The sequence below is a fragment of the Methylobrevis albus genome (assembly GCF_015904235.1).
Lineage (GTDB): Bacteria > Pseudomonadota > Alphaproteobacteria > Rhizobiales > Pleomorphomonadaceae > Methylobrevis_A > Methylobrevis_A albus.
Window position 1 is genome coordinate 17,208 of record NZ_JADZLT010000051.1, and the last position, 23,271, is coordinate 40,478.

General features: G+C 69.1%; 22 protein-coding genes and 1 tRNA gene. 16 read left to right on the forward strand and 7 right to left on the reverse strand.

The genetic code is table 11. The features are described 5' to 3' along the window. Nucleotides 1-52 precede the first annotated feature (52 nt). Together polA and I5731_RS12570 are read right to left on the reverse strand one after the other, a co-directional pair. Nucleotides 53-3,058 (reverse strand): DNA polymerase I, encoded by a 3,006-nt coding sequence (gene polA / locus I5731_RS12565; protein ID WP_197311753.1) that lies wholly within the window; start codon nucleotides 3,056-3,058, stop codon nucleotides 53-55. A gap of 94 nt (nucleotides 3,059-3,152) precedes the next feature. Then, nucleotides 3,153-4,160, reverse strand: coding sequence for an acyltransferase family protein (locus tag I5731_RS12570; RefSeq protein WP_197311951.1), 1,008 nt, complete (start codon nucleotides 4,158-4,160; stop codon nucleotides 3,153-3,155). 560 nt (nucleotides 4,161-4,720) lie between these two features. Between I5731_RS12570 and I5731_RS12575 the strand changes: the two genes are divergently transcribed. The 7 genes from I5731_RS12575 (at nucleotide 4,721) to I5731_RS12605 (ending at nucleotide 11,294) form a co-directional block, all read left to right on the forward strand. Further along, nucleotides 4,721-5,407, forward strand: a complete 687-nt coding sequence (locus I5731_RS12575) for an outer membrane protein (RefSeq protein ID WP_197311754.1) — start codon at nucleotides 4,721-4,723, stop codon at nucleotides 5,405-5,407. Between the two features lie 240 nt (nucleotides 5,408-5,647). Next, a complete protein-coding gene (locus tag I5731_RS12580; protein ID WP_197311755.1) occupies nucleotides 5,648-6,700 on the forward strand; it encodes a MaoC family dehydratase in 1,053 nt (350 codons plus the stop codon). A gap of 286 nt (nucleotides 6,701-6,986) precedes the next feature. Then, nucleotides 6,987-7,385, forward strand: coding sequence for a succinate dehydrogenase, cytochrome b556 subunit (gene sdhC, locus I5731_RS12585; protein ID WP_197311756.1), 399 nt, complete (start codon nucleotides 6,987-6,989; stop codon nucleotides 7,383-7,385). Between the two features lie 12 nt (nucleotides 7,386-7,397). Next, nucleotides 7,398-7,790 (forward strand): succinate dehydrogenase, hydrophobic membrane anchor protein, encoded by a 393-nt coding sequence (gene sdhD, locus I5731_RS12590; protein ID WP_197311757.1) that lies wholly within the window; start codon nucleotides 7,398-7,400, stop codon nucleotides 7,788-7,790. Between the two features lie 5 nt (nucleotides 7,791-7,795). Then, nucleotides 7,796-9,661: a succinate dehydrogenase flavoprotein subunit gene (sdhA, locus tag I5731_RS12595; protein WP_197311758.1), complete on the forward strand. Its 1,866-nt coding sequence runs from the start codon at nucleotides 7,796-7,798 to the stop codon at nucleotides 9,659-9,661. After that, nucleotides 9,658-10,524 (forward strand): suppressor of fused domain protein, encoded by an 867-nt coding sequence (locus tag I5731_RS12600; protein ID WP_197311759.1) that lies wholly within the window; start codon nucleotides 9,658-9,660, stop codon nucleotides 10,522-10,524. Before sdhA ends, I5731_RS12600 begins: the two co-directional genes overlap by 4 nt. Continuing rightward, entirely contained in the window at nucleotides 10,512-11,294 is a 783-nt protein-coding gene (locus I5731_RS12605; protein ID WP_197311760.1) for a succinate dehydrogenase iron-sulfur subunit, read from the forward strand. The genes I5731_RS12600 and I5731_RS12605 overlap by 13 nt, the downstream gene beginning before the upstream one ends. A 256-nt stretch (nucleotides 11,295-11,550) precedes the next feature. On the opposite strand, the gene queG is transcribed toward I5731_RS12605, so the two are convergent. Both queG and I5731_RS12615 read right to left on the reverse strand, forming a co-directional pair. After that, nucleotides 11,551-12,687, reverse strand: coding sequence for a tRNA epoxyqueuosine(34) reductase QueG (gene queG, locus I5731_RS12610; protein ID WP_197311952.1), 1,137 nt, complete (start codon nucleotides 12,685-12,687; stop codon nucleotides 11,551-11,553). 95 nt (nucleotides 12,688-12,782) lie between these two features. Beyond that, nucleotides 12,783-13,475, reverse strand: a complete 693-nt coding sequence (locus I5731_RS12615) for a glutathione S-transferase family protein (protein WP_197311761.1) — start codon at nucleotides 13,473-13,475, stop codon at nucleotides 12,783-12,785. A 249-nt stretch (nucleotides 13,476-13,724) separates the two neighbouring features. Here I5731_RS12615 and I5731_RS12620 point away from each other — a divergent pair, with 249 nt between their 5' ends. Continuing rightward, entirely contained in the window at nucleotides 13,725-14,531 is an 807-nt protein-coding gene (locus I5731_RS12620; RefSeq protein WP_197311762.1) for an undecaprenyl-diphosphate phosphatase, read from the forward strand. 16 nt (nucleotides 14,532-14,547) lie between these two features. Here the strand turns inward: I5731_RS12620 and I5731_RS12625 are convergent, their stop codons facing one another. Then, nucleotides 14,548-15,558, reverse strand: a complete 1,011-nt coding sequence (locus I5731_RS12625) for a complex I NDUFA9 subunit family protein (RefSeq protein WP_197311763.1) — start codon at nucleotides 15,556-15,558, stop codon at nucleotides 14,548-14,550. A 299-nt stretch (nucleotides 15,559-15,857) separates the two neighbouring features. Here I5731_RS12625 and I5731_RS12630 point away from each other — a divergent pair. From I5731_RS12630 to ptsN, 8 genes are all read left to right on the forward strand, one after another. Continuing rightward, a tRNA-Leu gene (locus tag I5731_RS12630) sits at nucleotides 15,858-15,942 on the forward strand. A gap of 323 nt (nucleotides 15,943-16,265) precedes the next feature. Beyond that, on the forward strand, nucleotides 16,266-16,880 hold the full coding sequence (locus I5731_RS12635; RefSeq protein ID WP_197311764.1) for a ribonuclease D: 615 nt from the start codon (nucleotides 16,266-16,268) through the stop codon (nucleotides 16,878-16,880). A gap of 169 nt (nucleotides 16,881-17,049) precedes the next feature. Then, nucleotides 17,050-17,739: an LPS export ABC transporter periplasmic protein LptC gene (gene lptC, locus I5731_RS12640; RefSeq protein WP_197311765.1), complete on the forward strand. Its 690-nt coding sequence runs from the start codon at nucleotides 17,050-17,052 to the stop codon at nucleotides 17,737-17,739. Next, nucleotides 17,736-18,329 carry an LptA/OstA family protein gene (locus tag I5731_RS12645; RefSeq protein ID WP_197311766.1) on the forward strand — a complete coding sequence of 198 codons (594 nt, stop codon included), beginning with the start codon at nucleotides 17,736-17,738 and terminating at the stop codon, nucleotides 18,327-18,329. The genes lptC and I5731_RS12645 overlap by 4 nt, the downstream gene beginning before the upstream one ends. A gap of 97 nt (nucleotides 18,330-18,426) precedes the next feature. Continuing rightward, a complete protein-coding gene (lptB, locus tag I5731_RS12650; RefSeq protein WP_197311767.1) occupies nucleotides 18,427-19,203 on the forward strand; it encodes an LPS export ABC transporter ATP-binding protein in 777 nt (258 codons plus the stop codon). Nucleotides 19,204-19,311: 108 nt separating this feature from the next. Next, a complete protein-coding gene (gene rpoN / locus I5731_RS12655; RefSeq protein WP_197311768.1) occupies nucleotides 19,312-20,883 on the forward strand; it encodes an RNA polymerase factor sigma-54 in 1,572 nt (523 codons plus the stop codon). Nucleotides 20,884-21,129: 246 nt separating this feature from the next. Then, nucleotides 21,130-21,708 carry a ribosome hibernation-promoting factor, HPF/YfiA family gene (gene hpf, locus I5731_RS12660; protein WP_197311769.1) on the forward strand — a complete coding sequence of 193 codons (579 nt, stop codon included), beginning with the start codon at nucleotides 21,130-21,132 and terminating at the stop codon, nucleotides 21,706-21,708. Between the two features lie 93 nt (nucleotides 21,709-21,801). Beyond that, nucleotides 21,802-22,266: a PTS IIA-like nitrogen regulatory protein PtsN gene (ptsN, locus tag I5731_RS12665; RefSeq protein ID WP_197311770.1), complete on the forward strand. Its 465-nt coding sequence runs from the start codon at nucleotides 21,802-21,804 to the stop codon at nucleotides 22,264-22,266. 31 nt (nucleotides 22,267-22,297) lie between these two features. Here the strand turns inward: ptsN and I5731_RS12670 are convergent, their stop codons facing one another. Next, nucleotides 22,298-22,576 carry a BQ00720 family protein gene (locus I5731_RS12670; RefSeq protein ID WP_197311771.1) on the reverse strand — a complete coding sequence of 93 codons (279 nt, stop codon included), beginning with the start codon at nucleotides 22,574-22,576 and terminating at the stop codon, nucleotides 22,298-22,300. 156 nt (nucleotides 22,577-22,732) lie between these two features. Next, nucleotides 22,733-23,161: an Hsp20 family protein gene (locus I5731_RS12675; protein ID WP_197311772.1), complete on the reverse strand. Its 429-nt coding sequence runs from the start codon at nucleotides 23,159-23,161 to the stop codon at nucleotides 22,733-22,735. Between the last annotated feature and the right edge of the window lie 110 nt (nucleotides 23,162-23,271).

The window sequence follows — 23,271 nt, forward strand, 5'->3', positions numbered from 1 at the left end:
TCTCCAAGGCCCCTAGCGCCGCGCCAGTCCTTCGGCGCGGCGTCTTTTTTGGTCAGTGCGCCGCGTCCCAGTTGTCGGCGGCGCGGGCGTCGACCTGCAGCGGCACCTTCAGCCGCACGGCGGGATCGGCCGCCTCTTCCATCACCCGGCGGATCACCGGCAGCGCCGTGTCGACGCCGGTCTCCGGCACCTCGAAGATCAGTTCGTCGTGCACCTGCAGCAGCATGTGCGCCTCGGCGCCGGCCGCCTCCAGCGCCGGCTCCATCCGCACCATCGCGCGCCGGATCACGTCGGCGGCGGAGCCCTGGATCGGCGCGTTGATCGCCGCGCGCTCCATGAAGGCGCGGGTCGAGGGGTTCGGCGAGTTGATCTCCGGATAATGCGCCTTGCGGCCGAACAGCGTCACGACGAAGCCGTTGTCGCGGGCAAAGCGCCGCGTCGCGTCCATGTAGCCGCGGATGCCGGGAAAGCGCTCGAAATAGCGCTTGATGTAGTCGCCGGCCTCCTGGCGCGAAATGCCGAGCTGGTTGGCGAGGCCGAAGGCCGAGATGCCGTAGATGATGCCGAAGTTGATCGCCTTCGCTCGGCGCCGCACCATCGGGTCCATGCCGGCGACCGGCACGCCGAACATCTCCGACGCCGTCATCGCATGGATGTCGATGCCCTCCTCGAAGGCGGCGACGAGCTGCGGGATCTCGGCGATATGGGCGAGGATGCGCAGCTCGATCTGGCTGTAGTCGGCCGAGATCAGCTTCATGCCGGGGGCGGCGACGAAGGCGGTGCGGATCTTGCGGCCTTCCTCGGTGCGCACCGGGATGTTCTGCAGGTTCGGCTCGGACGAGGAGAGGCGTCCCGTCGTGGTCGAGGCGAGCGAATAGGACGTGTGCACCCGGCCGGTTTCGGGGTGGATGTAGCCGGGCAGGGCGTCGGTATAGGTCGATTTCAGCTTGGCGAGCTGGCGCCAGTCGAGGATGCGGCGCGGCAGCTCGTGCCCCTGCAGCGCGAGCTCCTCCAGCACGTCGGCGCCGGTGCCCCAGGCGCCGGTCTTCGTCTTCTTGCCGCCGGAAAGGTTCATCTTGTCGAACAGGATCTCGCCGAGCTGTTTCGGCGAGCCGAGGTTGAAGCGCTCGCCGGCGAGGTCGTGGATCTCGGCCTCGAGCCCGCCCATCGTCTGGCCGAACTCGCCCGAGAGCCGCGACAGGATCTGCCGGTCGACCGACACGCCGCGCCGCTCCATCCGCCCGAGCACCGGCACCAGCGGCCGCTCCAGCGTCTCGTAGACGGTGGTGAGCCGTTCGGCGACGAGGCGCGGCTTCAGCACGCGCCAGAGCCGCAGCGTCACGTCGGCGTCCTCGGCGGCATAGGCGGTGGCGCGGTCGATCGGCACCTCGGCAAAGCCGATCATCGTCTTGCCCGAGCCCGCGACCTCCTTGTAGGCGATCGGCTTGTGGCCGAGATGGGTCTGCGACAGCTCGTCCATGCCGTGGCCGCCGCGACCGGCGTCGAGCGCATAGGAGAGCAGCATGGTGTCGTCGTAGGGCGCGACGGTGATGCCGTGGCGCACGAACATCAGCCAGTCGTATTTGAGGTTCTGCGCCACCTTCAGCACCGACGGTGCCTCGAGCAGCGGCTTCAGCCGGGCGAGCGCGTCGCGGATGTCGATCTGCCCGGCGATCCGCCCACCGCCGAGCAGGTCGCCGGCGCCGTCGCGGTGGCCGAGCGGGATGTAGCAGGCCTTGCCGGGGGCGACAGCCAGCGAGACGCCGACGAGCTCGGCCTGCATGGCGTCCAGCGACGAGGTCTCGGTATCGACGGCGACGACGCCCGCCGCCATCGCGGCCTCGATCCAGCGGTCGAGGGCGGCAAGGTCGAGCACGGTCTCGTAAGCCGCGGTATCGACCGGCGCGCCGAGCATTTCGGCGGCCCGGGCGGCGGCGAGCGCCTGCGGCGTCGAGCCGGTGCCGCTGGCGATCGGGGCCGGGGCGGGGGAGGCGGACGGCTGATCGGACGGGGCGGCGTCCTCGCCGGGGCCGGCTGCCAGCAGTTCGCCGGTGCCTCCCGGGGCGGCGTCCGCCGCCTCCGGCGGCCAGCCGACGACGCGAATCGACGATGCCTCGACCGCGCCGGGGTCGGTGCCGGTCACCTCTGCGACGCGGCGGGTCAGCGTGCTGAATTCCATGCCCTTCAGGAAGGCGACGAGGCGCGCGCCGTCGAGCCCGCGGACGGTGAGCATCGACGGCGGCGCGGCGAGCGGCACGGCGGTGTCGAGCTCGACGAGGCGGCGCGAGATGCGCGCCTGGTCGGCATAGGCGATCAGGTTCTCGCGCCGCTTCTGCTGCTTGATCTCGGCCGCGCGCGCGAGCAGCGTCTCGAGGTCGCCGTACTCGGTGATGAGCTGCGCGGCGGTCTTGATGCCGATGCCCGGCACGCCCGGCACGTTGTCGACCGAATCGCCGGCGAGCGCCTGCACGTCGACCACCTTCTCCGGCGGCACGCCGAACTTCTCGATCACCTCGTCGCGGCCGAGCCGGCGGTCCTTCATGGTGTCGAGCAGCACGACGCCGGGACCTACGAGCTGCATCAGGTCCTTGTCGGAGGAGACGATGGTGACGTCGGCACCCGCCTCGCGGGCAAGCCGGGTGTAGGTCGCGATCAGGTCGTCCGCCTCGAAGCCTTCCATCTCGATCGAGGCGACGTTGAACGCGGTCACCGCCTGCCGGATCAGCGCGAACTGCGGCACGAGGTCGGCGGGGGGCGGCGGGCGCTGCGCCTTGTAGCGATCGTAGATCGCGTTGCGGAAGGTGATCGCCGAGGCGTCGAGGATCACCGCGAGATGCGTCGGCTTCACCGCCGCCGCGGTCTGGTCCGCTTCGCGCAGCAGCTTCCACAGCATGTTGCAGAAGCCCGCCACCGCGCCGACCGGCAGCCCGTCGGACTTCCGGGTCAGCGGCGGCAGCGCGTGATAGGCGCGGAAGATGTAGCCGGAGCCGTCGACCAGGAAGACATGGTCGCCGGGCTGCGGCGGGCGGGCGGCGGAGGGCGAAGCGGGGTCTGACATGCGGCGGACTATGCCCGCGCGCCCCGTGCATGGAAAGGCCCCGCGGCCGGTATGGCGGCGGGGCCTTCGGGAGGGCTCCGTGGGCGGCGGCGGGTTACTCCGCCGGCTGCATCCCGGCCGGCTGGCGCCGGTCGGCGGGGCGCTCGATCCGCGCCCAGCGCGGCCGGGAGAACAGGAAGTTCAGCCCGAAGCGGCGGGCGAACCACCAGATCACCAGCGGCCCGGTGACCCCGGCGAGGGTGACCAGCGCCGACATCGTCCCGACGTCGTCGATCACGCCGGTCTTCAGCAGCACGGTGCGCATCGCGCCCATCGGCAGGAAGAAGGCGAGATAGATCACGATCGAGTTGGCGCCGAGGAACTGGAACGCGCGCGCCGGGGTGAAGCGTGCGCCGAGCCGGGTGACCAGCGTCGCGGCGGCGATGATCGCACCGGCGCCGGCAAAGCCGAGCAGCAGCGAGACGACGGGGAGCGTCGCGAGCCCCGAGAACACCAGCGTCCCGTTGACGAGGCCCCACACCAGCAACCCGGCGACGGCGGCGAGCGGCCGGTCCGCGACGTGACCGGCGATGCGGAAGATCAGCGGCGCGGCCCAGTAGCCGGCGTAGAAGTAGACGAAACGGGCGGCGAACTCGTTGAGCGCGGTATAGCCGAGCACGTTCTCCGGCGTGACGCCGGCCTGGATGTTCGAGATCTCGAGCCCCGCCGCGATGGCGAAGATGATCGCGGGCGGCACCTTGCGCGTCAGGCGCACGGTGACGGCGAACACCGGCAGGATCCAGATGAACCAGAGCGTGCCGAACGGGTCGTAGAGGATTGCTGCGAGATAGCGCTCGACGGTCGCAGCCAAGCCCTGGTCGGCGACGAAGCCCGGGGCCTTCACCGCGAACTGGATCGTCAGCCAGAGGACGTAGAAATAGAAGAAATGCACAACGCGCCGGTCGTAGAAGACGCGGCCCGGACGATCGATCACCCGGGCAAGGAAAAGTCCCGAGATCAGGAAGAAGTCGGGCATCCGGAAGGGGCGGGCAAAGTCGACGACGGTGCCGAGCCAGCCGTGTGCCCCGGCGAGGCGTTCGACGCCTTCGACCGAGTGCATCATCACGACAAAGATAATGCAGATGCCCTTGGCGTAGTCGACCCAGTCGACACGTGCTGTTGAAGCGCCGGCCACGGAAGCCTCCGGATTGAAAAGGATTGGGACAGGACGGACTTTGACTAAAAATAGCAGAAAAAGGCAGTGACGGAGACGCCAGCCGCCGCGAGATGAACATACGGTTAATGCCGGGATACCGCGCGAACCCAAAAACAATTAAATCAAATTCACTCTGTCGCTGTCTCGGCGTGCAATGCGATGGAGTGAGCGGCGAATATGCGCCAAAGAAGCGGCAAAAATAATAATATGACGTACTATGTCCGGATCATTGGCGCGATCGGCGCCCCGGCGCCACAGACTGGCCAAAACGTCGCCATAATCTGTGTCTGAACTGCAACAGTCCGGTTTCCGGTGGTGCCGAGCGGTCGAATACGTTTGTTTTTTAGACCGTGCGGATCGATATTCATCCTCAGTCGTTTGCCTGTTAGGGGCCAGGACAGTTCGGCTTCGGACATGGAATTGGTGGCCGCATGTCATGCGTCGCGCCACCCTTGAGGAGAAATACAATGAATCGGAATCTCGTGGTTTCGGGTTTCGTGGCCGCCCTGCTGGCGGGTTCGGCCGTGACGGCCAACGCGGCGGATGTGCTTGAGCCGATCCCGGCGGCGCCGATCGCGCCGATGGCGATGGATCCGGTCACCTTCGACTGGACCGGCATCTACGTCGGCGGCAACATCGGCTACGGCTTCGCCGGTGACGACACCGTCGCCTACCGCGCCGCCTTCCAGCCGAGCCCCGGCACGCTGGAGATCGACGGTCTCTTCGGCGGCCTCCAGGGCGGCTACAACTATCAGATCGGCTCGGCGGTCATCGGCCTCGAGGCCGACATTCAGTACGCCGGTCTCGAAGATCGCGTCAGCGCCAACGGCAACACTGCCCGTGCGGAACTCGACTGGTTCGGCACCGTGCGTCCGCGCCTCGGCTACGCCTTCGACCGCACGCTGGTCTACGGCACCGGCGGTCTCGCCTATGGCAACTATGACGTCACGACCACCTTCGGCAACACGTCCGAGACCTACGTCGGCTGGGTCGTCGGCGGCGGCGTCGAGCACGCCTTCACCGACAACCTGACCGCCAAGGTCGAGTACCAGTACGTCGACCTCGGCAGCGACGACGTCAATCTCGGCGGCACCGTCACCACCCCGTCGCCGAACTTCCACTCGGTCCGCGTCGGCCTGAACTACAAGTTCTAGTCGTCGCGCCGGCCCTTTGGGGTCAGGCAAATGATCAAGGGCGCGGCGTCGATGACGCCGCGCCCTTTTCTTTGGCCGCGACGCCTTGCCGGCGGCCGAAAAATCGGCGTTGTTCGCACCTGCAGCGACGAATGGCGCACGTGACATCGCGGTCGCGCACGCCATAAAGCCGCAATGCGCCGCTGGTGGCGGCGCGGGGTTCGGCGCGCGCGAACGACTTCGCGGCAAGGCGGGGAAGCCATGAGCAAGACCAATCCGGGCAACTTCTTCGAGGATTTCCGCATCGGCCAGGTGCTGCGGCACGCGACGCCGCGCACCGCCACCATCGGCGACGTCGCGCTCTACCAGGGCCTGTTCGGCAGCCGCTTCGCCGTGCAGTCGTCCGACGCCTTCGCCCGGGCGATCGGCTACGCCGCCGCCCCGCTCGACGACCTGCTCACCTTTCACATCGTCTTCGGCAAGACGGTGCCCGATATCTCGCTCAACGCCATCGCCAACCTCGGCTATGCCGGCGGCCGCTTCCTCGCGCCGGTGTTCCCCGGCGACACGCTGTCGACCGTCTCCGAGGTGATCGGCCTCAAGGAGAACTCCAACGGCAAGACCGGCGTCGTCTACGTCCGCTCTACCGGCTACAAGGAGGACGGCACCGAGGTGCTCGACTATGTGCGCTGGGTGATGGTGAGGAAGCGCGACGAGAGCGCCCCGGCGCCGGAGGCCTTCGTGCCGGTGCTGCCGAAGGCGCTGCCGATCGATTCGCTCGGCGACGCCGTGCCGTTCCTCGACCGTGACGGCTGGGACGACGCCCTCGCCGGCAGCCCGCACCGCTTCGGCGCTTATGCGGTCGGCGAGCGCATCGACCACGTCGACGGCATGACGATCGAGGAAGCCGAGCACCAGATCGCCACGCGGCTCTACCAGAACACCGCCAAGGTGCACTTCAACCAGTTCGCCGAGCGCCAGGGCCGCAACGGGCGGCGCATCGTCTATGGCGGCTACGTCATCTCGCTCGCCCGCTCCCTCACCTTCAACGGCCTCGGCAACGCCTTCCACGTCGCCGCGATCAACGGCGGCCGTCACGTCAACCCGACGTTCGCCGGCGACACGATCTTCGCCTGGTCGGAAGTGCTGGAGGCCGGTCTGATCCCCGGCCGCGACGACGTCGGCGCGCTGCGCATCCGCACCGTCGCCACCAAGGACCGCCCCTGCGCCGATTTCCCCGACCGGCTCGAGGGCGGCGAGTACGATCCTTCGGTCGTGCTCGACCTCGATTACTGGGTGCTGCTGCCGCGCTGACGCGGCGGCCGATCCGTCGCCGGCGCGCGGGAACGACTGCGGGCATTCCCTTTACGTAAAGCGCCGACGCTCCGATCACCGGGCGCCGGGCATCGATGCTGCTTTGCAGCATCGATGCTCAAATGTGGCGGCTTTGGGCTTTGACGATCGTCGGCAGACAGGTTAGAACCACTTCAGGAAGCGAACGTTATCTGACGCTTACGTAAACGTCACCTTGGTCGTTCGCTGGGTTTTCAAGGGGCCGACCCTGCAGTCGGCGTCCTGCCGGCCGGAGGTTCGCTTGCCCATGCTGGAAGTTCCGCAGAAGAAGGCGCGGCCGCTGTCGCCGCACCTGCAGATCTACCGGTCGATGTTCACCATGATGATGTCGATCGTGCACCGCATGACCGGCGGCGCGCTCTACGTCGGCACGCTGCTGGTGGTCTGGTGGCTGGTCGCCGCCGCGATCGGCCCTGAGGCCTTCGCCGTCGCCAACGACTTCTTCGGCTCGATCATCGGGCGGCTGATCCTGTTCGGCTACACCTGGGCGCTGCTGCACCACATGCTGGGCGGCCTGCGCCATTTCGCGTGGGACACCGGCCACGGCTTCGGTCCCGAGTGGCGCGAAATTCTCGCCAAGGCGAACCTCGCCGGCTCCATCACGCTGACGATCCTGATCTGGATCGTCGGCTATCTCGTGCGCTGAGGGGGCGAGGCGATGACCCGCAGATCCGACATCCGCACCCCGCTCGGCCGCGTGCGCGGCCTCGGCTCGGCGAAGGACGGCACCGAGCATTTCTGGCGCCAGCGCCTCACGGCGGTCGCCAACGTGCCGCTGCTCTCCTTCTTCGTCATCCTGATTCTCAGCCTGCAGGGCGGCAGCCACGCCGAGGTGGTGGCGACGCTCGCCCATCCGCTGGTGGCGATCGTCCTGCTGCTGGTCGTTCTCTCGGCGGTGATCCATATGCGTCTCGGCATGCAGGTGATCATCGAGGACTACGTGCATTCCGAGGGTCTCAAGATCCTCGCCCTGATGGCCAACACCTTCTTCGCCGTCTTCGTCGGCTTTGCCCTGGTGTTCGCCGTCCTGAAGATCGCCTTCGGAGGCTGAAACGGATGGCCAGCGCCAACTACGGTTCGACGACGTTCAATGTCGGCGGCCGCGCCTACCCCCTCACCGACCACGCCTTCGACGTCGTGGTCGTCGGCGCCGGTGGCGCCGGCCTGCGCGCGACGCTCGGCATGGCCGAGCAGGGGCTGCGCACCGCCTGCATCACCAAGGTGTTCCCGACCCGCTCGCACACGGTCGCCGCCCAGGGCGGCATCGCCGCCAGCCTCAAGAACATGACGCCCGACAGCTGGCAGTGGCACATGTTCGACACGGTGAAGGGTTCCGACTGGCTCGGCGACACCGACGCCATGGAATACCTCGCCCGCGAGGCGCCCGCCGCGGTCTATGAGCTCGAGCACTACGGCGTGCCGTTCTCACGCACCGAGGACGGCCGCATCTACCAGCGCCCGTTCGGCGGCCACATGCAGAACTACGGCGAGGGCCCGCCGGTGCAGCGCACCTGCGCCGCGGCCGACCGCACCGGCCACGCCATCCTGCACACGCTCTACGGCCAGTCGCTGAAGCACAACGCGCAGTTCTTCGTCGAATATTTCGCCCTCGACATGATCATGTCCGAGGACGGCGTGGTCACCGGTGTCATCGCCTGGAACCTCGACGACGGCACGCTGCACCGCTTCCGCGCCAAGATGGTGGTGATGGCGACGGGCGGCTACGGCCGCACCTATTTCTCCGCCACCTCGGCGCACACCTGCACCGGCGACGGCGGCGGCATGGTTGCCCGCGCCGGTCTGCCGCTGCAGGACATGGAGTTCGTGCAGTTCCACCCGACCGGCATCTACGGCTCGGGCTGCCTGATCACCGAGGGCGCCCGCGGCGAGGGCGGCTATCTCGTCAACTCCGAGGGCGAGCGCTTCATGGAGCGCTACGCCCCGTCCGCGAAGGACCTCGCCAGCCGCGACGTCGTCTCGCGTTGCATGACGATCGAAATCCGCGAAGGCCGCGGCGTCGGCAAGGACAAGGACCACATCTTCCTGCACCTCGACCATCTCGACCCGGCGCTCTTGCACGAGCGCCTGCCGGGCATTTCCGAGAGCGCGAAGATCTTCGCCGGCGTCGACGTCACCCGCGACCCGATCCCGGTGCTGCCGACCGTGCACTACAACATGGGCGGCATCCCGACCAACTACTGGGGCGAGGCGCTGAGCCCGACCGCGGACGACCCGAGCCGCATCCAGCCCGGCCTGATGGCCGTCGGCGAGGCCGGCTGTGCCTCGGTGCACGGCGCCAACCGCCTCGGCTCCAACTCGCTGATCGACCTCGTCGTGTTCGGCCGCGCCGCCGCGATCCGCGCCGGCCAGATCCTCGACCCGGATGCGCCGGTGCCGACCGCCAACGAGGCGTCCTGCGAGAAGATCGTCGCCCGCTTCGACCGCATTCGCCACGCGAACGGCGCCATCCCGACCGCCGACCTCCGACTCGAGATGCAGCGGGCGATGCAGGAAGACGCCGCGGTGTTCCGCACCCAGGCGACGCTGGAAAGCGGCTGCCGCCGGCTCGACGCGATCTACAAGAAGCAGGCCGACCTCAAGGTCACCGACCGCTCGCTGATCTGGAACACCGACCTCGTCGAGACGCTGGAGCTCGAGAACCTCGTCGCCAACGCGATCACCACGGTCTACGGCGCCGAGGCCCGGAAAGAAAGCCGCGGTGCCCACGCCCGCGAGGACTACAAGGACGGCCCGTTCGGCGGCCGCGACGACGTCAACTGGCGCAAGCACACGTTGTCGTGGCTCGACGAGGACGGCACCGTCCGCCTCGACTACCGCCCCGTCGTCACCGAGCCGCTGACGGCCTACGAGGACGGCGGCATCGACCCGAAGAAGATTGCGCCGAAGGCGCGCGTCTATTGAGCGTCGCCGCGGCCATTCGCAAGGGCGCGGTGGCTGCGGCGCTCACGCTGCTCGCGACGTGCTGGAGCCACGCGATGGACCGGTCCGAGAAGTCTCCCGGGGGCGACAGGATCACCCGCCACGCCGATGAGCGGGACGGTCTTCATGCGCCGTCGGATGCGGCCGTGCATCTCGAGGAGATCGAGACCTTTCTCGAGGGCTTCCTCGGTCCGTCGGCCGGGGTCCTGCACGAGATCGTCTCCGACGAGGTGCACCTCGACGTGATCGTGTTCGGGCCGACCGCGGACCGTGACACCTGGACCTTCGTGACGAGCGGCATGAGTGACCGGGCGATGAACGTGCCCGATGGACTGGAGCCGCCGGAGGCGTACCAGTATGCCGAACTGGTGATCACGCTGCCGGGCGACTGGTTCCCGCGCGTGGGCGAGGGCCTTCCGCCCGACGAAGCCTTCGCGCAGCCGGGGAAATACTGGCCGATCCGGGTTCTGAAGCAATTGGCCCGGTTGCCCCACCTCTACGACAGCTGGATCTGGCTCGGGCACACCTTCGCCGAGGAGGGAACTCCGCCGGAGCCTTACGACCCCACGACGAAGCTCGCCGGCGCCCTGCTGATCTCGCCGCTCGGCTGGCCGCCCGACCGCACGACGCTGGTGACGGCCGACGGCACCCAGATCGAGTTCATGGCGGTGTTTCCGCTCTATCCGGACGAGCTCGACTACAAGCTGAACAAGGGCCTCAAGCCACTCGTGGATGCCTTGTCTGGCGCCGGCGTCGACGACACCGTCCGGCCGGATCGCCCCAGTTCAATTATCAACAAGGGCTTGCGCGGGCTCTTGCGAAAGGTACTGCCATGGTCGAGCTGACACTTCCGAAAAACTCGAAGATGATCGAGGGCAAGACGTGGCCGAAGCCCGTCGGGGCGTCACGGCTGCGCGAGTACAAGATCTATCGCTGGAGCCCGGACGACGACTCCAACCCGCGCATCGACACCTATTTCGTCGACCTCGACGACTGCGGGCCGATGATCCTCGACGGGCTGATCTACATCAAGAACAAGATCGACCCGACGCTGACCTTCCGCCGCTCCTGCCGCGAGGGCATCTGCGGCTCGTGCGCGATGAACATCGACGGCACCAACACGCTCGCCTGCACCAAGGGCATGGACGAGGTCGGCGACGGCGTGATCCGGATCTATCCGCTGCCGCACATGCCGGTGGTGAAGGATCTCGTGCCCGACCTCACCAACTTCTACGCCCAGCACCGCTCGATCGAGCCCTGGCTGAAGACAACGACGCCGGCGCCGCAGACCGAGTGGCGCCAGAGCCACGCCGACCGCGAAAAGCTCGACGGGCTCTACGAGTGCATCCTCTGCGCCTGCTGCTCGACCTCGTGCCCGAGCTACTGGTGGAACGGCGACCGCTATCTCGGCCCCGCCGCCCTGCTGCAGGCCTACCGCTGGCTGATCGACAGTCGCGACGAGGCGACCGGCGAGCGCCTCGACAATCTCGAGGACCCGTTCCGCCTCTACCGCTGCCACACGATCATGAACTGCGCCAAGGCCTGCCCGAAGGGCCTCAATCCGGCGAAGGCGATCGCCGAGATCAAGATGATGATGGTCGAGCGCCGGGTCTGACCCGGGGTTCGGCTGGCCGCTGATCCGCGCCGGCGGGCACGGCGCGGCATCCTCAGCGAGGGGTCGCCGGGTCGGCCGTGGCTCTCCCCGTTTCGAAGGCGCGCGGTAGTGTCTCCCGTCATTTCAGCGCAGGCTGGAATCCGGGCACGGCGGTGCGTCGACTCTGATGCTGGAGTCCAGCCTGCGCTGAAATGACGGGAGAACGAGCCGAGACGCCGCGGTACCGCGCGGGTGTCCCGCCTCCTTGCCGCCCGCCTCAGCCGCCCGCCGGCTCGCCCACCACGCGCCACTCCGCCGCGACCTCCGCATCATCCTCCTCCGCCGCCCGCGCCAGCCGCTCCGCGGCGGCCCGCGCCGGGGCCAGCCGCGTCAGCGCCCACACGGCCGCGCCGCGCACCACCGGCGCCGGGTCGTCCAGCAGCGCCGCCACCGGCTCCACCAGCTCCGTCACCCCGCTGTTGCCCGCCGCGATCAGCACGTTGCGCAAAAACCGCTCGCGTCCGATCCGCTTCACCGGCGAGGCGGAGAAGCGGCTGCGGAAGCCGGCGTCATCGAGGCCGAGGAACTCGGCGATGGCGGGGCGTTCGAGGTCGGCGCGCGCCGCGAGCTTCAGTTCCGCCCCCGCGGCGGCGAATTTGTTCCACGGGCAGACCGCGAGGCAGTCGTCGCAGCCGTAGATGCGGTTGCCGATCGCTTCGCGAAACTCGAACGGGATCGGCCCGGCGTGCTCGATGGTGAGGTAGGAGATGCAGCGCCGGGCGTCGAGCCGGTAGGGCTCGGGGAAGGCGTCCGTCGGGCAGGCGTCGAGGCAGGCGCGGCAGGAGCCGCAGGCATCGACCGCAGGCTCATCGGGTTCGATCGCGGCCGCCGAGAAGATCGCGCCGAGGAACAGCCAGGAGCCGTAGTCGCGCGAGACGAGGTTGGTGTGCTTGCCCTGCCAGCCGATGCCGCTCGCGGCGGCGAGCGGCTTTTCCATCACCGGCGCGGTGTCGACGAAGACCTTCACCTTGGCGCGGGTGTCGCGTTCGACGAGGCCGGCGATCTCCTTCAGCTTGCCCTTGATCACGTCGTGGTAGTCGCGGCCACGGGCATAGACGGAGATGTTGGCGACGGCCGGGTCGGCGAGGTTGGCGAGCGGATCGCCCGCCGGCCCGTAGTTGAGCCCGAGCATGATCACCGAGCGCACGGCAGGCCAGACGAGGCGTGGGTCGCCGCGGCGATCGGCGGTCTCGGCGAGCCAGTCCATCGTGCCGTGGTGGCCGTCCGCGACCGCCTCGACCAGCCGGCGCCCGGGAAGCGCCGCGGCGTCCGGCGTCGTAACGCGCAGCGCGCCGAAGCCGAGCAGGGCGGCGCGGGCGCGGGCCGGCTCCAGCACGTCGCGGCTCAGCATCATCGGCCCGCCCATCGCTGCGGCAGCATTCGGCGTCATCGGGTGGCTCGGGCCGTGAACGAGCCGAACGCCGCCGGGCTCAGGCTCGGTCGGCCGGCTCAGAAATCGAGGTCGGCGTAGGTGGCCGACGCCGGCAGGCCGGGCACTTTGTCGGCGAGCAGGCTGCGGAAGGCCGGGCGCGACTTCACCCGCGCATACCAGGCGGTGGCGTGGGCGTCCTCGTCCCACGGCACCTCGCCGAGATAGTCGATCGCCGACAGCTCGGCGGCGGCGGCGAGGTCGGCGTAGGTGATGCGGTCGCCGGCGAGCCAGTTGCGCGTGCCGGCGAGCCAGCCGATGTAGCGCAGATGATGCCGGATGTTGGTGCGCGCCGCGCGCAGGATCGCCGAATCGGGGGCGCCGCCGCCGCGCGAGGTCGGGATCTCCAGCTTGAAGATCCGCTCGTGCACGAAATAGCCGGTCACCTCGTCGTGGAACTTGTGGCCGAACCAGTCGACGAGGCGGCGCATCTCGGCGCGGGCGTCGGGGTGGTTGGGCATCAGCCGGCGGTCGGCCATGGCATAGCCGCGCGTCTCGTCGAGATACTCCATGATCACCGGCGCGCCCACCAGCGGCGGGCCGTCGTTCTCGGTCATCAGCGGCACGGTGCCGGCCGGGTTCATGTGCATGAAGTCCGCACGCCGGTCCCACGGACGCTCGACGACGAACTCGACCTTGCATTCGTGCTCGGAAAGCATCAGGCGGGCGAAGCGGGAGGCTGGCGAGAACGGGTGGTGGTACAGCTTGAGCATCTAGCGATCCGGGCCGCATGTGGCCGTCTGTCGGAATTTGGTAACCGTGCGGGCCGTAACGTGGCGCCGGGTTCGATGAGGTCCGGCGGCCCAGTCGGGCGGGCCGGACAGGCCGCCCTCCCGGACGCGCGTCGCGGGAAGGGCACTCGCCGGCCTCTATAGAGCGCACCGGACCGATGAACAATCGGTTTCGAATCCGCCCTTCACGCGCCGATGCCGGCGCTTTGCCCTTTGACGAGGACCAGCCGTATGGATTCCGGGACGTTGTTCGAAGCCTTCCTGCTCGGCCTGCTGGAGGGCCTGACCGAATATATCCCGGTCTCCTCCACCGGCCACCTGCTGCTGGCGGGGCATTTTCTCGGCTTCGAATCGACCGGCCGCAGCTTCGAGGTGCTGATCCAGCTCGGCGCGGTGCTGGCGATCCTCACCGTCTATTCGAGCCGGCTGCTGGCGATCGCCGCCGCGATCCCGCACGACCCGGCGGCGCGCCGCTTCGTGTTCGGCGTGCTGATCGCCTTCCTGCCGGCGGTGGTGATCGGCGTCGCGGCGCACGGCTTCATCAAGGAGGTGCTGTTCGAATCGCCGCGCACCATCGCCATCGCGCTGATCGTCGGCGGCATCGTGCTGCTGGTGGTCGACCGGCTGCCGCTGCGCGCCGTGCACCACGACGCGACGCGCTTTCCGCTCCGGGTCTATTTCCTGATCGGCCTCGCCCAGTGCCTCGCGATGATCCCCGGCGTCTCGCGCTCGGGCTCCACCATCGTCGGCGCCTTGCTGCTCGGCGCCGACAAGCGGGCGGCCGCGGAGTTCTCGTTCTTCCTCGCCATGCCGACCATGGCGGGGGCCTTCACCTACGATCTCTACAAGAACCGCGACATTCTCTCGTTCGACGACGCGGCGGTGATCGGCGTCGGCTTCGTCGCGGCCTTCGTGATGGCGCTGCTGGTGGTACGCGGCCTGCTCGACTTCGTCAGCCGGCACGGCTATGCGCCCTTCGCCTGGTGGCGGATCGCGGTCGGCACCGCGGCGCTGATTGGGCTGGCCCTCGTCGGCTGAGCCGGCGCCCGCCGGTTCAGACCGCCTTGTGGCGGTCGAACTGGCCCTGCCGCGAGTAGCGGTAGAGATAGCTCGGCAGCACGGACGCGAGCGAATGCGGCTTGATGCCGAGCCCGGCGAGGGTGCGCCCCGCCGTGGTCGCCGCATCGGAGACGACGTTGTCGCTCTTCAGCAGTTCGACCTGGTCGCGGGTGATCGGTGCACCGGGCAGCCAGTCGGTGAGGCCGGCGAGACGCTCGGCGACGGCGAACGGGATCGGCAGCAGCGGCCGCTGCCGGCCGGTCTCGGCGAGCACCATTTCGAGGCAGCGGCGGAAACTGACGACGTCAGGTCCGCCGAGTTCGTAAGTGGCGCCGAGGGTGGCGCCGCCTTCCAGCGACCGCGCCACGGCTTCCGCGACGTCGGCGACATAGACCGGCTGGAACAGCGTCTCGCCGCCGCCGATCAGCGGCAGCACCGGGGCAAAGCGGGCCATGTCGGCGAAGCGGTTGAAGAAGCCGTCCTCCGGGCCGAACACGATCGACGGGCGCAGGATCACCGCGCCGGGCACGGTCTCGCGCACCGCGGCCTCGCCGGCGGCCTTGCTGCGGGCGTAGTCCGACTTTGAGGCCGCATCGGCGCCGATCGCCGAGACGTGCACCAGCGTGTCGATACCGGCGCCGCGCGCCGCTTCCGCGACCGCGCGGGCGCCGAAGGCCTGCACGGCGTCGAAGCTCTGCCGGCCGGACGGCGCGAGAATGCCGACGAGATTGACCACGGCGTCGGCGCCGGCGACCGCGGCGTCGACCGAGCTGCGATAGCGGAGGTTGGCCTGCACCGGCTGGATCTGCCCGACCGAGCCCAGCGGCTGCAGGTGGCCGGCGAGATCCGGGCGGCGCACGGCGGCGCGGACGCGCCAGCCGCGGCGGGCGAGCGCGCGCACGACGTGGCGGCCGAGGAAGCCCGATCCGCCGAAAACCGTGACGAGCCGTCCCCGTCCGAAGCCGGCGGCGGCGGTGAGGGGGGTCTCTGCGTCCAAGGTGCTCATCCGTGCGTCCCCGTGCATCCCTTGCCGGCGCGGGCGGTCGCCGCGCGCCGTGGCCAGCGCCCGCGGGAACGGCGGCCCGGCGCCGGTCGCTGCGCTGCGGCGAAATGGCGTCTTTCGCGTCTTAGAGCAGGATGCGGCCGGACGGAAGCCCATCCTTCGCGCGAGGGCCCGCCGCCCCCGCGTGTAGGGCCGCGCGCGGGCCCGACCGCCGTGCCGGTGCCGGCGCGTCTCGACCCGGGAAAAAACCCCGGCCACGCCAATTGACAAGCCCGGAGCCTTCCCCTATCCCTCGCCGCCGAGCCCAGGTGGCGGAATTGGTAGACGCGCAGGTTTCAGGTACCTGTGCCGAGAGGCGTGAAGGTTCGAGTCCTTTCCTGGGCACCATTTCCCGACGAGACGACCGCATTCACCTGAGTGCGAACGACAAACGGCCGCGCGAGCGGCCGTTTTTCGTTTCGAGTATCGGGCGGCCGCGCGAGCCGCCGTTTTTCGTTTCGAGTATCGGGCGGCCGCGAAAGCGGCCGTTTTTCGTTTCGAGGCTCCGGCTGTCACTTTCGGCTCCGGCCTCCCACCACCCGCCGGCCCCTCCGTTCCGGCCGCGCGCTCGACAGGCGCGGCGGCGAACGGCTATACCTCCGCGACCTTGCGGGCCGCTCCGGCGCCCGGACCCTCCGTTTCCTCCGCCGCTACCGGGACACCACCCCACCATGACCATCCGCCTCCACGCCGGCGACCTGCCCGACCTCGACCGGTACGGCGACGCGGTCGCGATCGACACCGAGACGCTCGGCCTCAATCCGCACCGCGACCGCCTCTGCGTCGTGCAGCTCTCGCCGGGCGACGGCACCGCCGACGTGGTGCAGATCGCCCGCGGCCAGCGCGCGGCGCCGAACCTCGCCCGCCTGCTCGCCGATCCGGCGCGCACCAAGATCTTTCATTTCGCAAGATTCGACGTCGCCGTGCTCTACCAGGCCTTCGGCGTGCTGACCGGCCCGGTCTACTGCACCAAGATCGCCTCGAAGCTGGTGCGCACCTATACCGACCGCCACGGCCTGAAGGACCTGACGCGCGAGCTGCTCGGCATCGAGCTCTCCAAGCAGCAGCAGAGCTCGGACTGGGCCGCCGCGACCTTGAGCGAGGCCCAGCTCGCCTACGCCGCCTCCGACGTGCTCAACCTGCATGCGCTGCGCGACCGGCTCGACGCCATGCTCACCCGCGAAGGCCGCACCGAACTGGCCGCCGCCTGCTTCGGATTCCTGCCGACCCGGGCGCTGCTTGATCTTTCCGGTTGGCCGGAAGAGGATATTTTCGCACACAGCTGAGGCGTGCAGCCGGCCGGTCGAACCGCTTGGTTGTCGTCGGCCCTCGTCGTTCCCATATTTTATTGACCGGCCGGACGGTTCCGGCATGGTTTCGTATACTTTTACCGGTTAGCTTTGCCCTGCCGCCGGTCGGGGCCCCGGGCCGAGACCAGCGGACGGAACCGATCGAATGAACGAGACGCTGACCCTCGACGCGCGTGCCCGGCCCGGTGACGGCCGGACCCCGGCGCGGATCGCCGCCTTCGAGCGCGCCGCCAGCAGCAGCCGACGCGTGCGGCGGCTCCGCCTGGCGTTGCCGCTCGCCAGCGTGGCCGTCGTGCTGCTCGCGGTCGGCATCGGCGTTCTCGCCCGCATCGAGCTCGGCTTCAGCTTCGCCGGGGTCGACATCACGGCCGACGGCATCTCGATGGATGCGCCGAAGCTCTCGGGCAGCGATGGCAAGGGCCGCACCTACCAGGTCACCGCCGAAAGCGCGGTGCAGGATCTCGCCGACCCGACCATCGTCCGCCTCTACGGCATCAAGGCCGAGGTGCACCAGACCGATGGCCGCTGGGCCGAATTCAGCGCCGACAGCGGCGTCTACAGCGCCGGGGCGGAGCGGCTCCGGCTCGACGAGAACATTCGCATCCGCTCCAGCGAGGGCTACGCCGCCGACCTCTCCAAGGCCGAGATCGATCTCGGCACCGGCACGGTCGACAGCGATGCACCGGTGGCGTTCTCCTCCACCCTCGGCGCCGTCGAGGCGCAGGGCATGCAGGTGGACGAGAAGGGCGGCACGGTCACGTTCAGCGACGGTGTGAAGATGACGGTCGATCCGAATGCGGTCGGCGGGGGCAACGCAGGACAGGAGCAACCATGATCACCGTCTCGAACCGGGCGCGCCGCGGGCGCTCCGTCCTTGCCTTCGCTCTCGGCGCCGCGCTTCTCGGCCTCGCCGCCGGCCCGGCCGCGGCGCAAGAGCAGGCGCCCGAGCGCCCGGCCCGCGCCACCGCCACCATGTCGAACGCCTTCGACGGCCTCGGCGTCGACGGCGGCGAGCCGATCCAGTTCGAGGCCGAAGCGCTGGAAGTGCGCGAGAACGACCGCGTCGCCGTGTTCAGCGGCAACGTCGTCGTCCGCCAGAAGACCACGGTGCTGAAGGCCGAGACGCTCACCGTCTACTACGAGGGCACGCCGGGCGCCGGCGCCCAGCGCGTCGAGCGCATCGAGGCCGCCGGCAAGGTGCTGGTCAGCAGCGGCCCGCAGACCGCGAGCGGCGACAAGGCCGTGTTCGACACCAAGGCCCGCACCATCGTCGTCAGCGGCGAGGTCGTGCTGACCCAGGGCGACAACGTGATCCGCGGCCCGCGCCTCAGGATCGACATCGCCTCGGGCCAGGCCAAGATGGAAGGCGGGCGGGTGCAGATGCTGATCGAGCCGCGCTCGCTGCAGAACCGCACCACCAACTGACCGCGCCGGCGCCGGCCGCTGCCCGGCCGTATCCCCGCCATCCTGCCGAAGGGCCGAACATGCTGCACCGACGCGGCGCACTGGCGCGCTGTTCCTGATGTGGTTCAAACGCAAGCCGGCGGTGATCGCCGCCCCGCCGGGCGAGGGCCCGGCCGAAGACCTCGCGATCCTCAACCTGGCGAAGAGCTACGGCAAGCGCCGCGTCGTGCGCGACGTCAGCCTCACCGTGCGCCGCGGCGAGGCCGTCGGCCTGCTCGGGCCGAACGGCGCCGGCAAGACGACGGTGTTCTACATGGTGACGGGCCTGATCGCGCCCGACAGCGGCCGCATCGTGCTCGACGGCTGGGACGTCACCGGCTTTCCGATGTACCGCCGCGCCCGCCTCGGCATCGGCTATTTGCCGCAGGAGGCCTCGATCTTCCGCGGCCTGTCGGTCGCCGACAACATCCGCGCCGTGCTCGAGGTGGTGGAACCGAAGCGCGCCGTGCGCGAGCGCGAGCTCGACGCGCTGCTGGACGAATTCTCCCTCGGCCACCTGCGCGACCAGCCGGCGATCGCGCTGTCGGGCGGCGAGCGGCGGCGTGTCGAGATCGCCCGGGCGCTGGCGACGCGCCCCTCCTTCATGCTGATGGACGAGCCGTTCGCCGGCGTCGACCCGATCGCCGTCGGCGATATCCAGGCGCTGGTGCGCCACCTCACCGCCCGCGGCATCGGCGTGCTGATCACCGACCACAATGTCCGTGAAACCCTCGGCCTGATCGACCGCGCCTACATCCTGCACGGCGGCACCGTGCTGACCGAGGGGCGCCCGGCCGACATCATCGCCGACCCGGATGCGCGCCGCGTTTACCTCGGCGAACAATTTACCCTTTGATGACCCGACCGCTGGTGTAATAAAAGCAAGAAACGGACCAGACGGGCCGGCGGGTCGCCGGAAACCCGCCGGAGCTTGCGACCGCATCGAGGGGGTGATCGGGAATCCATGGCGCTGTCGGCACGCCTCGAACTCAGACAAAGCCAGTCCCTGGTCATGACCCCGCAGCTGATGCAGGCCATCAAGCTGCTCCAGCTCTCCAATCTCGACCTCGTCGCCTATGTCGACGCCGAACTCGAACGCAACCCGCTGCTCGAGCGCGTCGACAGCGAAGGCGCCCCGGACCGCGACGAATTCGGCCGCGAGGGCGAGCCGCGCGAGGCCCCGGCGGCGGAGGCGGCCGGCGAGACCGGCTTCGAGGGCGACTTCGAGGCCGGCGTCGACGGCGGCAGCGACTGGATGGCGACCGACGGCCCCCCCACCGTCGACGCCGTCAGCAGCGTGCTCGACACCGACATCGGCAATGTCTACCCGGACGACACCGGCAGCGAGCGCAACGCGGGGCTGGACGCGGGCCAGCTCTCCGGCGACAGCTGGTCGTCGTCGAGCCGCGGCAACGGCGGCGAGGACTACAATCTCGAAGCCTTCGTCGCCGGCGAAACCACGCTGCACGACCATCTCTCCGCCCAGCTGACGCTGGCGATCGCCGATCCGGTGCGCCGGCTGATCGGCCAGGAACTGATCGACGCCGTCGACGAGGCCGGCTATCTGCGCGTCGAGGTGCCGGTGCTCGCCGAGCGGCTCGGCGCCGATCCGGCCGAGATCGAGGCCGTGATCGCCATCCTGCACGGCTTCGAGCCCGCCGGCATCTGCGCCCGGACGCTGGCCGAATGCCTCGCGCTGCAACTGAAGGAGCGCGACCGGCTCGATCCGGCGATGAAGGCGCTGCTCGCCCACATCGAGCTGCTCGCCCGCCGCGATCTCGCCCAGCTGAAGCGGATCTGCGGCGTCGACGACGACGACCTCGCCGACATGATCCGCGAGATCCTGGCGCTGAACCCGAAGCCCGGCAACGCCTTCGGCCACACGGTGATCCAGCCGGTGGTGCCAGACGTCGTGGTGAAGCCGGCCTCCGACGGCGGCTGGTCGATCGAGCTCAACACCGAGACGCTGCCGCGCGTCCTCGTCAACCAGGTCTATTACGCCAAGGTGTCGAAGACGACGCGCGACGACGGCGAGAAGGCCTATCTCTCCGAGTGCCTGCAGACCGCCAACTGGCTGGTGAAGAGCCTCGACCAGCGCGCGCGCACGATCCTCAAGGTCTCGACCGAGATCGTGCGGCAGCAGGATGCGTTCCTCACGCACGGCGTGCAGCATCTTAGGCCGCTGAATCTGCGGATGATCGCCGAGGCGATCGGCATGCACGAGTCGACGGTGAGCCGCGTCACATCGAACAAGTACATGGCGACGACCCGCGGCATCTTCGAGCTGAAATACTTCTTCACCTCCTCGATCGCCTCCGCCGAGGGCGGCGACGCGCACAGCGCCGAGGCGGTGCGCTGGCGCATCAAGCAGATGATCGACGCCGAGGATCCCGACGACGTCGTCTCCGACGACGCCATCGTCAAGCTGCTGCGCGATGCCGGCGTCGACATCGCCCGCCGCACCGTCGCGAAATACCGCGAAGCGATGCGGATTCCCTCCTCGGTGCAGCGCCGCCGGCAGAAGCAGTCGCTATAGCGCCCCGGGAGGTCGCCGGCGGCCGACCATCGGACCGCTCCGCCTTGGTTTGTTGACGCGACCGACCACATACCTTAGAGAGCGCCCCGTTCGGCGGTGACGCCGGGGATCTTTCACCGGCGGGATCGCACGGCCCGGCGGGGTGGCCTCGCGGAGCGCTCCAAGGTATGTCTTCTGGGCGCGGCTCCGCGCCAACGACCAACCCTGGAGTGGTTTTCGGACCACTCGCACCCAAAGGGGGATCTCATGAGCCTTCGCATTTCCGGCAAGAACGTCGACATCGGCACGGCACTGCGCACCCACATCGAGGGGCGACTGTCCGACGCGCTCGGCAAGTACTTCGACGGCGGCTATACGGGCCACGTGACGGTCGAGCCCGAGGGCGCCGGATTTGCGACCGACTGCAGCATCCACCTCGACACCGGCGCCGTGTTGCAGGCCCACGGCCGCGCCTATGACGTCTACGCCTCGGCCGACCAGGCCGCGGAGCGCATCGGCAAGCGGCTTCGGCGCTACAAGCGCAAGATCAAGAGCCATCACAGCGGCGAGGACCGCGGCGACGCGATCGACGCGCTCGCCTATGTCATCGCCGCGCCCGACGAGGACGACGATCTTCCCGACGATTTCGCGCCGCTGGTCGTTGCCGAAACGACGCAGCGCATCAAGACCGCGACCGTCGGCATGGCCGTGATGGATCTCGACTTCACCGGACAGACCGTGGTCGTGTTCAAGAACGCGGCGACCGGCTCCATCAACGTCGTCTACCGCCGTCCCGACGGCAACATCGGCTGGATCGATCCCGCCCTCACGGGACTCCAAGCCTGAACGGCAATCGGGGCTTTCGGGAGCGGGACGTCCGTGCCTAAAATGAACGCTGTCCGGTATTTCGGCAGAATCGACTGAGCAGGATCTCGCACCATGGATCTGAGCGACCTTCTGACGGTCGAGGGCGTCCTCCCCCACCTGAAGGCCAACTCGAAGAAACAGGCGTTGCAGGAGATGGCCGCCAAGGCGGCGGCCGTCACCGGCCGCCCGGAGCGGGAAATCTTCGATACGCTGCTGCAGCGCGAGCGGCTGGGATCGACCGGCGTCGGCCACGGCGTGGCGATCCCGCACGGCAAGCTGGTCAACCTCGACCGGCTCGTCGGCATCTTCGCGCGCCTCGACCGACCCGTCGATTTCGATTCGCTCGACGACGAGCCGGTCGACCTGATGTTCCTGCTGCTGGCGCCGGAAACGGCGGGCGCCGATCACCTCAAGGCCCTCGCGCGCATCGCGCGGGTGCTGCGCGACCAGACCGTCGCGACCAAGCTGCGCGCCACCACCGACGCCGGCAAGATCTACACCCTGCTGACCCAGCCGCTGGCGTCCAACGCGGCCTGAGCCGCGTCGGCGCGCGCCGCCTCTCTCGCCGTCAGTGGACGCTGACGGCGACGAGTTCGTGCTGCATCGCGTTGGCGATCGCCGCGTCACGGCTGTCGGTGACGAGGATCGGCGTGCCGTCGGCGCCGAGCAGGGCCCAGAGCGCGAGACCGGGTTCGAGATCCGGGGCGGCCGGGAAGGCGGCCTTCAGGTCGTCCGACGAAATCGCGCGCACATAGGCCACGACCCCGTCCCCGAGGGCGGCAAAAGCCGCGTCGGGCATGCGAGCCTGCGTCTCCGCAGTGAGCTCCAGCTTGTGGTTGTTGGTCATGACCTCACTCCTTTCATGCGTTCGGCAAGGCCGCGCGCCCGTGTGGGCCGCGCATGGCCGCCGTCGGCCGGCAATGCCGGCCTCCGCCCCGCGAGGGGCGTCAGAAGATCGTCGCAGGGGGCCTTGAGTGGGCCCGATGCCCGTCTCGCCGTGCCGTCAATCCGCGGCGTTGATCGCGATCCGGCGGATGACCCGTTCGGGCTGCGGCCGCTCGAGATCGATCGCGAGCAACCCGTCCTTCAGGTCGGCACTGATGATCTCAATGCCTTCGGCCAGCACAAAGGTCCGTTGAAACTGCCGGGCGGCTATGCCGCGGTGCAGATACTGCCGGGCCTTGTCGTCCGCCTGGCGGCCGCGGATCACGAGCTGGCTGTCCTCGACCGAGACGTCGAGCTGGTCGCGGGTGAAGCCCGCGACGGCCAGCGTGATACGGATCACGTCGCCGCGTTCGTCATCGCGCGCGATGCGCTCGATGTTATACGGCGGATAGCCGTCGGTGGATCCCTTGGCGACCCGGTCCAGCGCGCGTTCGATCTCGTCGAAGCCGAGCAGGAACGGGCTCGAAAACGTGGTCATGCGTGTCATCGTCAAAGCCCTTCGATGTGAGCGACCTTGAACTCCGGACCCTGACGGCATCCGGCACGGACCCCTCGGGGATCCATGTGGCAGATATGGCGCGGGCCCCGCGCCGCTTC